We start from the raw sequence: 13,767 nt of genomic DNA on the forward strand, positions 1-13,767 counted from the left end.
CGCGCGTGGAGCGCGCCACGGTCGGCCTCCGAGTAGACGGCCACCGTGCGGAGGCCGAGGACGCGGCAGGCGCGGATCACCCGGACGGCGATCTCGCCCCGGTTGGCCACGAGGACCGTGTTCATGCGCCGAGCGGCGCCACGAGCATCAGCGGCTGACCGTATTCCACGAGCTCTCCGTTCTCGGCCAGGACCTCGCCGATCCGCCCCCGGCAGCCGGCGGTGACCGAGTGCATCAGCGCCATGACCTCGATGAGACAGACGACATCGTCCGGGTCCACGAGGCTCCCGACCTCCACGAAGGGCGGCGCGCCCGGCCGGGGGGCCCGGTGGAAGGTGCCGACCATCGGCGCCTTCAGCTCGACCTCCCCGTCGGCGGCCCCGTGTCCCAGGCCGCGGGGAGGCGCGCCGATGGGCGCGGGCGCCGCCTGGCGCGGTGCCGGCACCGCGAGCGGCGGCGCGACGGTCGCCTCGGGCGCCGGCGCCGAGCCCGTCTCCGGGCGCGCCCCGCGCCTGCGCACGACGAGCTTCAGGTCGCCCATCTCGAGCCGCAGCTCCTCCAGCGAGGAGGCGTCGATGATCGTCAGGATCTTCCGGACGTCGTCGTAGCTGAGAGCCATCCGGCCGTCCCTCACCCCTGCCGCTGCGCCATGGCCTTCATCGCTTCTGCCTTGACGAGGCCCCACAGGTGATGGCGGGCCTTGAGAAACTCCGGCGACGCGCGCATCTCCTCGGTGCGCGGCCGCGGCAGCGTGTTCGCGAACACCTCCTTGACGACGCCCGGCCGCACGCTCATCACCACCACCCGGTCCGAGAGGAAGATCGCCTCGTCGATCGAGTGCGTGACGAAGAGCACGGTCTTCCGCCGCGAGGTCTGCTCGCCCCAGATCTGCAAGAGCTCGTCCTGCATGATCTCCCGCGTCTGGGCATCGAGGGCGGCGAACGGCTCGTCCATCAGCAGGAGCTCGGCGTCGTTGGCGAGGGTCCGCGCCAGCGCGCACCGCTGGCGCATGCCGCCCGACAGCTCCTGGGGATAGCGGTTCTCGAACCCCTGCAGCCCGACGAGGCCGATGTAGCGCGCGGCGGTCGCCCGTCGCTCCGCCCACGGCACGCCCCGGAACTTCAGCCCCAGCTCGACGTTCGCCATGACGGTCTTCCACGGCGGCAGGGCGTACTCCTGGAAGACCATGCCGCGACGGCAGCTCGGCCCGGTGATCGGCTCGCCGTCGAAGTACGCGCCCCCCTCCGACGCCGACTCGAGCCCGGCCACGATCCGGAGCAGCGTCGACTTGCCGCAGCCGCTCGGGCCGACGAGGCTGACGAACTCCCCGTCCTCGACGCAGAGGTTGATCCGCCCCAGCGCCGGTTGCGTCGAGCCGTCGCGGGACAGCCGGTAGACCTTGCTCACGTCCTTGACGTCAAGCCGCGCCATGCCCAGTCAACTCCCTCACTCGCGCTCAGCGGGCCATCGCCCAGGGGGTGAGGCGCCGCGCCACGCCGCGTATCACCCGGTCCATCACCAGGCCGAGGGCGCCGATGACGACCATGCCGAGGATCACGCGCTCCGTGACGAAGGCGTAGCGGGCGCTCTGGATCATGAAGCCGAGGCCCGAGCGAGCGGCGACGAGCTCCGCCGCCACGAGCGCCATCCAGCCCACGCCGAGGCCGATGCGCAGTCCGGTGAGGATCAGCGGCAACGCGCTGGGCAGGACGATCTCGCGCACGATCTGGTGGCGCCGACCGCCGAGGGTCAGCGCGCCCCACACGAGCGTGCGGTCGACACGGCGAACGCCGGCGACCGTGTTCAGCAGGATCGGGAAGAACGCCCCCAGGAAGATGATGAACATGTTCTGGGCGTCGCCGATGCCGAACCACAGGATGCCGAGGGGGATCCAGGCGATGGGCGGGATCGGCCGAAGGAACTCCGCCACCGGGTCGACGGCGTCCTCGATCCACTCCCAGAGCCCGATCGCGATGCCGAGCGGGATCGCGAGCCCCGCCGCAATGGCGAAGCCCCCGAGCACGCGCACGAGGCTGTGCCCGATGTGCGTCAGGAGGTCGCCGGAGGCGAGGACTCGCCAGCCCTGCGCGACCACACGCGAGGGCGGCGGCAGCACCTGGGCGAGGTCGGGGACGAGGCCGCCGCTAATCGCCTGCCACGCCAGCAGGAAGGCGACGGGCAGCAGGAGCATGCGCAGGCCGGCGAGCATCACGAGACCACCCACGGCGTCATGCGCCGCTCCACGAGACGCATGAGGCGATCCATCGCGAATCCGAGGAGCCCGATCAGCACCATGCCGAGAATGACGCGCTCGGTGAAGAGCAGGTTCCGCGAGTCCTCGATGAGGAAGCCGAGGCCTGAGCTGGCCGCCACCAGCTCGGCGGCGACGAGCGCCATCCAGCCCACGCCGAGCCCGATGCGGAGCCCGGTGAGGATCAGCGGCAACGCGCCGGGCAGGATGATCTCGCGCAGGATCTGCGACCACGTCCCCCCGAGGGTGAGCGCGCCCCAGATCAACGGCCGGTCGACGCTCCGCACGCCCTCGATCGCGTTCACGACGACGGGGAAGAAGGCGCCGAGGAAGATGATGAACATGTTCTGGGTGTCGCCGATGCCGAACCAGATGATGGCCAGCGGGATCCACGCCAGCGGCGGAATGGGGCGGATGAACTCGACGAGCGGGTCCACGAGGTCGCCGAACCGCCGCCACCAGCCGATGGCGACGCCGAGCCCGACGCCGGCAATCGCCGCCACGGCGAAGGCGCCGATCACCCGCTTGAGGCTGGCGAGGATATGGAAGATGAGATCGCCGCTTCGCATGAGGTCCACGAAGGCGACCACCACGCCGAGCGGCGGCGGCATCAGCGTGGCCGCCGAGGGGGCGAGGTGCGGCAGCACGACCGCCGACACGACCTGCCAGGCGAGCAGGGCGGCGCCGACGGCCGCGAAGCGCCGGAGCGGCCGGGCCATTGCCGGGTTGCTCACGCCTACTTTCTCGGCTCGTACCACTTGCCGTCGAACTGCCAGCGCCGCTCGAGATCGTCGGGATCGGGAAACGCCTTCGGACGCTCGAGCTTGTAGGGGAGGATGAGATTCAGCCGCTGGCCCGCGGCGAGCGCCTTGACGAAGCCCGCCGTCGTCATGCCCGCCGGGAAGTACGGCGGCTCCTTGGGGATCTTCCATCCGAGCTTGTGGAACGTCGCGTCCATCCACCTGCTGCCGCCCTGGAACCAGCTCCGGTACGACTGCTCCGTGAGCTGCTCCTTCAGCCGCCCGCTGTCGAACAGGAACTTGGCCACCTGCGCGCCCGCCGGCGCGTAGACGTCGACGAACGGGTAGATCCACGCGGGCTTGAAGGCGCTGACCGTGGCGACCGTCTCCTCGTACACGTGCTCGGGCGGGTAGCCCGCGAGCGCCGGGTCCTTGCGCGTCACCTCGACGGCCGCCTTGATGTCGCGGCGGGCGATGAGCATCGCCTCGACGGCCATGTCGACGACGGCCTGGACGACGTCCGGCGCGTTCTGGAAGATCTCGTCGCGCATGTGCAGCGTGCCCCAGTAGAGCTGGAACGGCGCGGTGTCGTCGAAGATCTTCGCGTTCTTGCGGTACTTGGCCATCAGGCTCGGCGTCGGCGACCAGGGGACGACGGCGTCGATGCCCTTGGGCATCGTGGCCTGATCGGGGATGGGCAGCGACTTGACGGTCACGTCCTTCGGGTCCATGCCGTTGCCGCGCAGATACGCGTTGAAGGCGAACTCGGCCGAGCTGCCCGCCACGAGCCCGACGACCTTGCCCTTCAGGTCGGCCGGCTTCTTGAGCTGCGAATCGAGCGGGACCAGGATCGAGTGCTCGAGCACGGGCGTCCACACGACGCCGGGGCTGTGCACGGGCGCCTTGCGCACGATGAGCGTCGTCAGCGGGAAGTTGCCGCCGACGCCGATCTGGATCTTCCCCGCCACGATGGCCTCGTTGAGCGGGGGCCCCGCCAGGAACGACTGGAGCTGGATGTCGAGCCCGCGCTTCTTGTCGAGCCCGCTGTCCTTGATGACGAGGGGGATCGTCGCCTGCCCCAGCCAGGGCGCCTGGTAGCCGTACTGGATCGGCCACCAGCCCTGCTGCTTGAGCCAGTCGATCGACTTCCGGCTGACCTGCTCGTAGGGCTGCGGCCACCCCCACGGCGTGAACTGCTGCGCGGCCGCGGGCAGGACTCCTGCCGCGAGCAGCGCGACGCCGAGCACCATCGAGAGGACGAGCCGTGTGATCATCGCAAACCCTCCTCGTCGAACCATGTCACCGCTCGGCTCGCGCTCCCGGCAGCGCTCGCCTCGCACTGCCACGCGCGGCCCACGCGGCGTCCGGGCACCGCTACGCTGCCAGCCAGCCTCCGTCGACGGCGAGCACGTGACCCGTCACCCCGTCCGCCGCCGGCGAGGCGAGGAAGAGCAGGGCGCCGACCACGTCGCGCGGCTCCAGCACCCGCCCCAGCGGCGTGCGCGCGAGCATCGCCGCCCGGTACGCCGCGTCGTCGACGCGCGCGCGCGTCATCTCGGTCCGCACGTGGGTGGGCGCCACCGCGTTGACGCGGATCCCCGCGGCCGCCCACTCGACGGCCAGCGCCCGCGTGAGCCCGATCACGCCGCCCTTGGCCGCCGCGTACGGACTGGCGGCGTGCAGCACGGGCCCCACGAGGCCGTAGATCGAGGCCATGTTGATGATGCGGCCGCCACCGTGGCGGCGCATGACTCGCGCGGCCGCCTGCGCGCAGAGGAACACGCCCGTCAGGTCCACGCGGATCACACGCTCCCACTCCTCGAGGGTCACCGCGTCGGTCGGCTTGACGACGGTGATCCCCGCGTTGTTGAGGAGCACATCGAGCCGCCCGTCCCCTGCCCGCGCCGCCTCCGCCACCGCGGCGTCGACGCTCGCGGGCACGCCGACGTCGAGGACGAGCGCCCTCCCCCGGCCTCCCGCCGCGTCAATGGCGCGCACCGTGTCCGTGGCGAGATCGGCGTCGATGTCGCCCACCGCAACGGTGGCGCCCGCCGCGGCGAAGGCCAGCGCCGCCTCGCGGCCGATCCCGCGGCCGCCGCCGGTAACGAGGCAGCTCTGACCGTCGAGCGTGAAGAGGCCGGTCACGGCCGGCCCCCGCCGCGCTCGGCCTCCAGCTCCGCGCCGAGCGCCTCGGCCGCGGCCGTGAGGTCGGGCAGGTGCTCGCGGGCGCGCGCGAGCGTGAAGCGCGCGGACGGCGCGGAGACGGCGAGGCCGGCGATGAGGCGACCGCGACGGTCGCGGATGGGCACCGCGAGGCAGCACACGCCAGCGAGGAACTCCTCGTCGTCCTCGGACCAGCCGCGGAGGCGGACCTCGGCGAGCTGCGCCACGAGCGCGCTCCGGCTCGTGATCGTCCGCGACGTCAGCGGCGCGAGGCGAAGCCCGCGCAGGAGCCGCCCGCGCGCGGCCGGCGCCGCGAAGGCCAGGAAGAGCTTGCCGTTGGCCGTGCAGTGCAGCGGGACCCGGCTGCCCGGCTTGAAATCCGTCCGGAGCGGCCACGACGCCTCGACGCGGTCGAGATAGAGCACCTCGCCGCCCGAGAGCACGCCGACATTCACGGTCTCGCCGAGCTTCTCCGAGAGGCGCTCGAGCAGCAGCTGGCGGTTGCGGTGCGCGGGCCCGCCGCGGATCGCGTCGAAGCCGATATCGACGAGGGCTGGGCCCACCACGTAGCAGCGGGTCAATGGGTCCTTCCGGACGAGCCCGGCCTCCTGGAGCAGGCCCGCGAGGCGGTGCGCCGTGGGCTTTGGCAGCTTGACGGCGGCGCTGAGCGCGGCGAGGCTCACCGGCGCCGCGGCGCGTGCCACGTGCGCGAGCAGGGTGACCGCCTTGAGGACCGGTGAGGGGGCGCGCCCATTCCGCTCAGTGGAACGTTTCATTTCATCGACCGTTTCGGTGGCAATCTTTTACGTGGATGGCCCCGTCAGTGTCAAGCCTCAATCTCGCGGCCACCGCGGCGACGAGGCCGGCGGCGGGCCGCCGCGTGGCGGTGGACCTCGGCAGGGTTCCCCTTGACTTGTCCCGGGGAACCACGGTAGTCTCACCGCGATCTGGATTCTGGATACAGAATCCCGGACTGGGACGCTCCCTACACCGAGAGAGGCGGATGCCCCATCCCGTGGCGCGGCTCAGGCGGCGCAGGCTCGTGGACGATGCCACCCAGACCCTGCGCGGCGCCATCCTGAGCGGCCGCCTCCAGGGCGGCGCGCGGCTACGTCAGACCGCCCTCGCCGACCAGCTCGGCATCAGCCGCACCCCCATCCGCGAGGCCCTGGGGCAGCTCCGTGACGAGGGGCTCGTGGAGCTCCTCCCCGTTGGCGGCCTCCGGGTCAAGGTCATGAACCTCGACGAGGCCGTGGAGCACTACGATCTCCGCGAGGTGCTCGACGGCCTGGCCGCCCGGCTGGCGGCGGGGCGCGCCGGCCCGACGAGCCTCGCCCGGCTCGAGCGGGCGCTCCAGCGCATGGCCGAGTGCGTGCAGCGGCAGGATCCGAACCGGTGGTTCAAGGCCCACGTGGACTTCCACGAGGAGATCCTGCGCGCGGCGGGCAACCGGCCCCTGGGGCGCCTCGCGAGCGTGGTGCGGCTGTCCATCCGCCACTTCCACCCGCTGCTGCTGCGCACCGAGCGCCGGCTCGAGCGCGCCCACGAGGAGCACCGCCAGATCCACGCGGCCATCGCCGCGCACGACGGCGAGGCGGCCGAGCGCCTGGCGCGCACCCACATCGCCAACGCCAAGGAGATCGTGCTGAAGGTCATGGCCCAGGGAGGACGGGATGCCGCTGTTCAAGACTGAGAAGAAGGCCCCGCGGGGGCCGGCCGGCCGGTGGGACGTGCTCGTCAGCGAGGAGATGTGCAAGGCCTGCGGCTTCTGCCTGAACGTCTGCCCCACCGATGTCTTCGCCTGGCGGACGGTCACCAACCGCCTCGGCTGGTTCCCCGCCTACACCGCGCGCGAGGAACACTGCGTCGGCTGCATGCTCTGCTACCAGATCTGCCCCGCCTTCTGCATCGCCGTCGCGCCGAGAACGGGAGGGACCCGCTGATGTCCACCGCCACGCTCACCGTCAGAGACGGCCTCGTCGCCCCCTGGGGCGAGTGGGAGCGGCGCCACACGAGGGGCCGCCGCCTGCTCGAGGCCGGCACCTACGCGCTGACCGAGGGGGCCATCGCCGCGGGCTGCCGCTGCTTCGCCGGCTACCCCATCACCCCCGCCACGGACATCGCCGAGTACATGTCGAAGCGGCTGCCCCAGGTGGGCGGCTACTACATGCAGTGCGAGGACGAGCTGGCCGGCATGCACACCTGCGCCGGCGCCAGCCTCGGCGGCCTCAAGGCCATGACGGCCACCTCGGGCCCCGGGTACACGCTCATGCACGACGCCTACGGCTGGGCGCTCACCAACGAGATCCCGCTGGTGGTCGTCGACGCCATGCGCGTCGGGCCCATCAGCGGCATCACGGGGGCCCCGGGCCAGGGCGAGTTCTACGTCTCCCGCTACTGCACCCACGGCGGCAACTTCGAGACCATCGTCCTCTCCCCCTCGTCGGTGCAGGAGGCCTTCTGGCTCACCATCGACGCCTTCAACCTGGCCGAGCGCTTCCGGACGCCGGTGACGATCCTCACCGACCAGGTCGTCTCGGACATGTGGGAGGACCTCTTCATCCCCGCCGACTACGCGGGCCTCGACTTCGTCGTCCCCCGCCAGCACAACCTCCAGATGCCCTTCTTCCCGGTGGGGAGCGCCGCCATCGACGTGGCGCCCAATATCGTCGGGCGCGGCACCGGGGTGTGCGTCTCGGCCTACACCCACACGCCGGAGGGCTACGACATCGAGGAGATGGAGGCGCAGTGGGCGCAGAGCTACCGCCTCGTGAACAAGATCCGCTTCCACCGCGCCGAGTGCACGCGCTACGAGGCGGTGGGGGTCGAGGACGCCGAGGTGATCGCGGTGGCCTACGGCGCGACGGCCCGGACGGTGAAGACCGCGGTCCTCGAGGCGCGCCGGCGCGGCGTGCGGGCCGGCTTCGTCCGCCCCATCACCCTCTGGCCCTTCCTCGACGAGCTCTTCGAGCGCGACTGCCATTACGTGGTCTGCGAGCTCAACTACGACGGCCAGCTGGTCCGCGAGGTGATGCGCGCGGCGCCCGACAAGAAGAAGGTCCACTTCATGGGCAAGAGCGCCGAGCTGCACACGGTGGCCGAGGTCACGGCGGCGCTGGAGGCCGTCCCGCACTCGGGCAAGGTCCCCGCGCTGCCCTACATCTGGACCGAGGTGCGCTGAGGCGCACCGGCATGGAGACCCGCTGATGAACAAGCTCGCCGGCAAGTACCTGCGCCCCGGCCAGATCCCCACGAAGGCCTGCCACGGCTGCGGCATCGGCATGATCGAGAACTGGCTGCTGCAGGCCATCGAGGAGCTGGGCCTCCGGCAGGACGACGTGATCTTCGGCACCGGCATCGGCTGCGTGGGGCGCCAGACCTTCGCCACCTGGGGCGGCGACAACTTCGGCGCCACCCACGGCCGCGCCATGGCCGTGGCCACCGGCCTCAAGCTCGCCCAGCCCGACAAGAAGTTCCTCATCGTGGTGGGCGACGGGGATGCGGCCTCCATCGGCACCTCGCACCTGGTCCATGCCGCCCGCCGCAACCTGGGCGTCACGGTGATCTGCGAGGACAACATGGGCTACGAGTCCACGGGCGGCCAGTTTTCGCCCACCACGCCCGCGAACTACGGACGTCGTCCAGGCGGCGGGGGCGACCTTCGTGGCCGAGACCACGGCGACCCAGTGGCACCAGACCGTGAAGATCGTCAAGAAGGCGCTGCAGAACGACGGCTTCTCGTTCGTCCACGTCCGCTTTCCCTGCAACGAGAACTTCGGCGCCTACGCGCTGGGCTCACGCGACACCCTCAAGGGCCTCGAGTGGATCTACGAGCACACCCAGGGGCGCAAGGCGGACGGCAGCGCGACGGACTTCACCTGGCAGACCGGCATCAAGCGCGACGCCTCCAACAGCCGGCCCGAGTTCAGCCGGCTGATGCGCGATCTGGGCGAGCGGGTGCGGGCGAAGGCGGCCGAGGACGACGGCGGGGGAACCCAATGATGGCCACGGCCACAGCCATCAGGGCCCGCACCGAGATCCTCATCTCCGGCTTCGGGGGACAGGGCGTCATCCGCATGGGGCAGATCCTCGGGCTCTGCGCCATCCGGCAGGGGCAGCGCGTGACCATGCTCAAGAGCCACGGGACGGAGACCCGCGGCGGCTACGTGCGGGCCCAGCTGGTCATCTCTCCCGAGTACGTGGACAGCCCGGTGGTGGAGGCGGCCGACGTCTTCGTCGCCTTCTCGGCTCCGGCCTACAAGAAGTTCTTCGACTGCTGCAGCGGCAAGATCCTCTACGACCCCGAGATGGTGACGGAGATCCGGGCCGAGGCGGGCGAGCGGCACGTGGCCGTGCCGGCCACGGCGCTGTCCAAGCAGCGCTTCAGCAACGTGCTCTTCGCCAACATGATCATGCTCGGGGCGCTGACCCGGCTCGCCGCCATGGACTACGAGGCGATGAAGCAGACGATGGTGGAGGTGATCCCGCGCTTCCACGAGCAGAACCTCCTGGCCATGGAGCTGGGCCACACGCTTCCCGCGGTGACCGGCTCCGCCTGACGTGACCGACGCCGGCCCCGCGCGCCCCTGGCACCGCTTCTGGCCCGGCCATCTCCCGCTGGCGCTCGACTACCCGCGCGCGCCCGCGTGGTGGCTGCTCGAGCGCAACCTCCCGCGCTTCGCCGCGCGCGTCGCGATCCGGGAGCTCTGCCCGGAGACGCTGGAGGAAGGGCGGCGCCTCAGCTACGCCGAGCTCTGGCGCGCCGCGCGCGGCGTGGCCACCGGGCTCACCGGGCTCGGGGTGGCGGCGGGCACGCGCGTGGGGCTCTGCCTGCCGAACAGCGCCGAGCTCGTCATCGGCTACTACGCCACCTGGTGCGCGGGCGGCGTGGTCGTCCCCGCCAACCCGTCGGCCCGCGAGAGCGAGATCGCCGCGCAGCTCGGCGATGCCGGCGTGGCGCTGGTGGTGGGCGCCGCCGGCAGCCTGGCCGAGAAGGCGGCGGCGCAGCTCGGGGTGCCCTTCGTCGAGCTGGCGGGCTTCCGGAGCATGGAGACGCTGCCCCCGGCCGAGCCCCGGCCCCTGGCGTCCGCGTCCGACGTGGCGGTGCTCCTCTACACGGGAGGGACCACGGGCGTGCCCAAGGGCGCCATGCTCACCCACGGGAACCTGGTCGCCAACACGGTGCAGTTCGCGGAGTGGTACGCCTTCGCCCCCGGCGACGAGGTGGCGCTGTCGGTGATCCCCATGTACCACTCGGGCGGAATGTCGGGCGCCATGAACGTGCCGCTCTACTCGGGCGCGACGCTGCTCGCGATGCGCCGCTTCGCGGCCGGGGCGGTGGCCCGCGCCGTCGAGCGGTACCGGGCCACGCGGCTCTTCGGTGTGCCCACCATGTTCATCGCGCTCCTCAACGACGAGGCCGGGCGGCGGGCCGACTACTCCACGCTGCGCGCCTGCCGTACCAATGCGGCGCCCCTGCCCCCCAGCGTGAAGGCCGCCTTCGACGCGCTGGTGGGCCGTGAGGTGCTGGTGGAGGGGTACGGCCTCACGGAGACGAGCCCGCTCACCCACGCCAACCCCATCGGCCGGGCCAGGGCGGGCTCCATCGGCATCCCGCTGCCGGACACCGATGCCCGCATCGTGGACCTCGAGACCGGCGCGGAGGTGCCGGCCGGCGCCAGCGGGGAGCTCCTGATCCGCGGCCCGCAGGTGATGCGCGGCTACTGGAAGCGCCCGGAGGAGACGGCGCAGGCGCTGCGGGAGGGCTGGTTCGCCACGGGGGACGTGGCGGTGATGGACGCCGAGGGCTACTTCGCCATCGTGGACCGGAAGAAGGACCTGATCAACACGGCTGGCTTCAAGGTGTGGCCGCGGGAGGTGGAGGAGACGATCTACGCCCACGAGGCGGTGCGGCTGGCCGTCGTCGTCGGCGTCCCTGACGACTACCGCGGCGAGGCGGTGAAGGCCTTCGTCGTGCTCAAGGAGGAGTGGCGCGGGCGCTGCGGCGAGCGGGACCTGGTGGAGTTCTGCAAGACGCGCCTCACCCCGTACAAGGTCCCGCGTGCCGTCGAGTTCCGCGCCGAGCTGCCGATGAGCGGGGCGGGCAAGCTGCTCCGCCGGACCCTGCGTCACGAGGGCCAGCCGTCCGGGGCAGCAGGCCCGTGAATCGCCAGGAGATCGAGGAGATCGTGATCCGCCTGCGCGCCGAGCCCGGCGAGACCGCCGCGGCGCTCAGGGCGCTCTTCGAGGAGCGCTACGGGCGGACACCCTTCATCCTCGAGTACCTCTCCCGCCGCCCCGACGTCGCCCTGCCCCACGTCCTCAAGTCCGATGCCGTCCTGTCGGGGAATGGGGCCGTGGATGCCAGGACCACCGAGCTCATCGCCTCGGCCGTGGCCGCCGCGCTCCGCTGCGACTTCTGCATGCTCGTCCACATGGATCGGGCGCTCGAGCTGGGCGTCAGCACCGACGAGATCTTCCAGGCGCTGCTGGTGGCGGGCGCCATCTGCGAGTCCTCGTCCCACGCCCACTCCTTCCGCATCCTGGAGCGGCTCGAGGCGAAGCGCAGGCAGCGAGAGGCCCCGCCGGAGGCCTGATGGGGGCGTCCATCTCCATCACCGCCCCCTCCCCCGCGGCCAAGGCGCGACACTTCTGGGGGCGGGTTGCCGCGGGCAGGGACAATGGCCCGCCGCCCCATCCGGACCTCAAGGGCCTCGCCGCGCTCAGGCGGCGTGTGGTGGAGGACCTCGGCGCGCTCGCCGAGCGCTTCGAGAGCGCGCTGGCCCGGGCTGCGGGCGTCTCCGTGACGCGGGCCGCGACGCCCGCGGAGGCCGCCGAGGTGGTGGCGACGCTGGCCGGCCCCGGCGGACGCGTCGCCCTGAACAGGTCCGGGGCCCTCGCCACCGAGGTCCGCCCGGCCCTGGAGTCCCGGGGACTCCTCGTGGTGGACAGCTACGGCGAGGCGGCCCGCAGGGCCAACCCTGCCGGCCTCCCGGGATCCTTCCCGGGGCAGGCCGCGGACATCGCCGGCTCCTTCGAGGCCGAGCCCTGGCGCGAGGCGGCGGCCGCGCCGAGGCGGGACGAGGTGGCTGTGCTGGGGGTGAGCGTCGCCGTCGCCGAGGACGGGGCGCTCCACTTCCTCCAGCACTTCAGCAACATCTCGCGGCTCCTCGACGAGGCCCGGGCGGTGGTGCTGGTGGTCCCGCTGGAGAAGATCGTCCCGACGGCGGCGGATGCCGCGCTCCAGCTCCGCGCCATGGCCGTTCACGGCCTCCTGCCCGCCATGGCCGAGCTGTCGGCCCGCGGGGCTGCGGCAGGCCCGCCGTGCGAGGAGCCGCCGCGTGCACCCGGGACGGAGCGCCCGACCCTCCACGTCCTCCTCCTCGACAATGGGCGGCTGGCGCTGGCCCGGGGGGAGCACCGCGCCCTCCTCGAGTGCATCGGCTGCCGGGCCTGCGTCGCGGTCTGTCCCACCCAGCGCTTCTTCGGCGGTCCCGCGCGCCAGAACCCGCGGGAGTACGCGCTGGGACGATGCCAGGGGCGCGTCGACGACGTGGACCTCTGCGTCCTCTGCACCATGTGCCAGCATGCCTGCCCCCTCGACATTGCGATCCCGCGCTCGCTGGCCGTCCTCAAGGGGGAGGATGGGCGCCGGCGCGGACCGAGCCTCGAGCGCCTCGTCCTGGGCAACCCGGCCGTGCTCGGGCGCTGCGCGGCGCCGCTGGCCCCTCTGGCGAACCTGACGCTCACCCTCGGGCCGGCCCGGGCGCTCATGGAGCGCTGCGCCGGCATCGCCGCCGAGCGCCCGCTGCCCCCCTTCGCCCGGGAGAGTCTCGCCGCCTGGTTCGACGCCAGGCGGCCCGCCCCGGCCCCGACCGCGCGGGCCGTGGCCTACTTCCCGGGCTGTTACGCGAACTGGCATGCCCCGGGGATCGGCGAGGCGCTGGTGCGCGTGCTCGAGCGGAACGGGATCCGGGTCACGCTTCCGACATCCGGGTGCTGCGGCATCCCCAATCTCGCCAATGGCCGGCGGGAGGCGGCCCTGCGGGAGGCGCGCGCCGTGCTCCGGACCCTCGAGCCCATCGCCACCCGGGGCGGCGAGATCGTGACCGCCTGCACCACGTGCCACTTCGTCCTCAGTCGTGTCTACCGTGACCTCGTCGGCGTCGAGGCGGAGGCCGTGGCAAGCCGGGTCCGCGATGCCAGCGACTTCCTCCTCGGTCTGCACGCCGCCGGCCGGCTCGACACGGCGGCCCTCGGTCCCCTCCGGCTCAAGGTCGGCCACCACACCCCGTGCCACGCGAGGGCGGACGGGCTATCGGGGAGGAGCCCGGCGCTGATGCGGCTCATCCCCGGCGTGGAGGTGGAAGAGGTGGAGCGCGGCTGCTGCGGCATGGCCGGCACATTCGGGATGAAGCGCGAGCACTACGCCCGGTCCATGGAGATCGGCGCTGCCGTCTTCCGGGGCCTCTCGGAGACCGGGGCGCCGGTGGCCACCACCGACTGCCCCACCTGCACCATGCAGATCGCCCACGGGACGACGCGCGAGGTCGTGCACCCGGTGGTCCTGCTCGACCGCGCCTACGCCGCAGGGCATGGCGATGAGTGAGACGC

General features: G+C 72.3%; 15 protein-coding genes and 1 pseudogene. 8 read left to right on the forward strand and 8 right to left on the reverse strand.

Features of this window, described 5'->3' with window-relative positions:
* The 8 genes from HYV93_24895 to HYV93_24930 all read right to left on the reverse strand — a co-directional run.
* Positions 1-125, reverse strand: a 125-nt coding sequence (locus HYV93_24895) for a hypothetical protein (protein ID MBI2529211.1), incomplete at its 3' end; no start/stop codon positions are given.
* On the reverse strand, positions 122-619 hold the full coding sequence (accB, locus tag HYV93_24900) for an acetyl-CoA carboxylase biotin carboxyl carrier protein (GenBank protein MBI2529212.1): 498 nt from the start codon (positions 617-619) through the stop codon (positions 122-124). The genes accB and HYV93_24895, both read right to left, overlap by 4 nt.
* 11 nt (positions 620-630) lie before the next feature.
* Complete coding sequence (locus HYV93_24905; protein ID MBI2529213.1) at positions 631-1,431, reverse strand: ABC transporter ATP-binding protein; 801 nt, start codon at positions 1,429-1,431, stop codon at positions 631-633.
* Between the two features lie 25 nt (positions 1,432-1,456).
* A complete protein-coding gene (locus HYV93_24910; protein MBI2529214.1) occupies positions 1,457-2,209 on the reverse strand; it encodes an ABC transporter permease in 753 nt (250 codons plus the stop codon).
* Complete coding sequence (locus HYV93_24915; GenBank protein MBI2529215.1) at positions 2,209-2,985, reverse strand: ABC transporter permease; 777 nt, start codon at positions 2,983-2,985, stop codon at positions 2,209-2,211. Before HYV93_24915 ends, HYV93_24910 begins: the two co-directional genes overlap by 1 nt.
* A gap of 2 nt (positions 2,986-2,987) precedes the next feature.
* On the reverse strand, positions 2,988-4,265 hold the full coding sequence (locus HYV93_24920) for an NrtA/SsuA/CpmA family ABC transporter substrate-binding protein (GenBank protein ID MBI2529216.1): 1,278 nt from the start codon (positions 4,263-4,265) through the stop codon (positions 2,988-2,990).
* Positions 4,266-4,365: 100 nt separating this feature from the next.
* Complete coding sequence (locus HYV93_24925) at positions 4,366-5,136, reverse strand: SDR family oxidoreductase (GenBank protein ID MBI2529217.1); 771 nt, start codon at positions 5,134-5,136, stop codon at positions 4,366-4,368.
* Positions 5,133-5,930, reverse strand: coding sequence for an IclR family transcriptional regulator (locus HYV93_24930; protein ID MBI2529218.1), 798 nt, complete (start codon positions 5,928-5,930; stop codon positions 5,133-5,135). The genes HYV93_24925 and HYV93_24930 overlap by 4 nt, the downstream gene beginning before the upstream one ends.
* A gap of 227 nt (positions 5,931-6,157) precedes the next feature.
* On the opposite strand from HYV93_24930, the gene HYV93_24935 reads away from it, so the two are divergent.
* The 8 genes and pseudogenes from HYV93_24935 to HYV93_24970 all read left to right on the forward strand — a co-directional run bounded on the left by HYV93_24935 (position 6,158) and on the right by HYV93_24970 (position 13,762).
* On the forward strand, positions 6,158-6,847 hold the full coding sequence (locus tag HYV93_24935; GenBank protein ID MBI2529219.1) for a GntR family transcriptional regulator: 690 nt from the start codon (positions 6,158-6,160) through the stop codon (positions 6,845-6,847).
* Complete coding sequence (locus HYV93_24940) at positions 6,828-7,097, forward strand: 4Fe-4S binding protein (protein ID MBI2529220.1); 270 nt, start codon at positions 6,828-6,830, stop codon at positions 7,095-7,097. Before HYV93_24935 ends, HYV93_24940 begins: the two co-directional genes overlap by 20 nt.
* On the forward strand, positions 7,097-8,335 hold the full coding sequence (locus HYV93_24945; protein MBI2529221.1) for a 2-oxoglutarate ferredoxin oxidoreductase subunit alpha: 1,239 nt from the start codon (positions 7,097-7,099) through the stop codon (positions 8,333-8,335). Before HYV93_24940 ends, HYV93_24945 begins: the two co-directional genes overlap by 1 nt.
* Positions 8,336-8,360: 25 nt before the next feature.
* Positions 8,361-9,156: pseudogene (locus tag HYV93_24950) on the forward strand (2-oxoglutarate ferredoxin oxidoreductase subunit beta).
* Positions 9,157-9,173: 17 nt separating this feature from the next.
* Positions 9,174-9,713, forward strand: coding sequence for a 2-oxoacid:acceptor oxidoreductase family protein (locus HYV93_24955; protein ID MBI2529222.1), 540 nt, complete (start codon positions 9,174-9,176; stop codon positions 9,711-9,713).
* A gap of 1 nt (position 9,714) precedes the next feature.
* The gene (locus tag HYV93_24960) at positions 9,715-11,319 is read left to right on the forward strand and encodes a long-chain fatty acid--CoA ligase (protein ID MBI2529223.1); all 1,605 of its coding nucleotides are present in this window, start codon (positions 9,715-9,717) and stop codon (positions 11,317-11,319) included.
* Complete coding sequence (locus tag HYV93_24965) at positions 11,316-11,750, forward strand: carboxymuconolactone decarboxylase family protein (protein MBI2529224.1); 435 nt, start codon at positions 11,316-11,318, stop codon at positions 11,748-11,750. The genes HYV93_24960 and HYV93_24965 overlap by 4 nt, the downstream gene beginning before the upstream one ends.
* Positions 11,750-13,762, forward strand: coding sequence for an anaerobic glycerol-3-phosphate dehydrogenase subunit C (locus HYV93_24970; protein ID MBI2529225.1), 2,013 nt, complete (start codon positions 11,750-11,752; stop codon positions 13,760-13,762). The genes HYV93_24965 and HYV93_24970 overlap by 1 nt, the downstream gene beginning before the upstream one ends.
* Positions 13,763-13,767: the final 5 nt, after the last annotated feature.

The organism is Candidatus Rokuibacteriota bacterium, assembly GCA_016188005.1.
In the GTDB taxonomy this organism is placed as follows: domain Bacteria; phylum Methylomirabilota; class Methylomirabilia; order Rokubacteriales; family CSP1-6; genus UBA12499.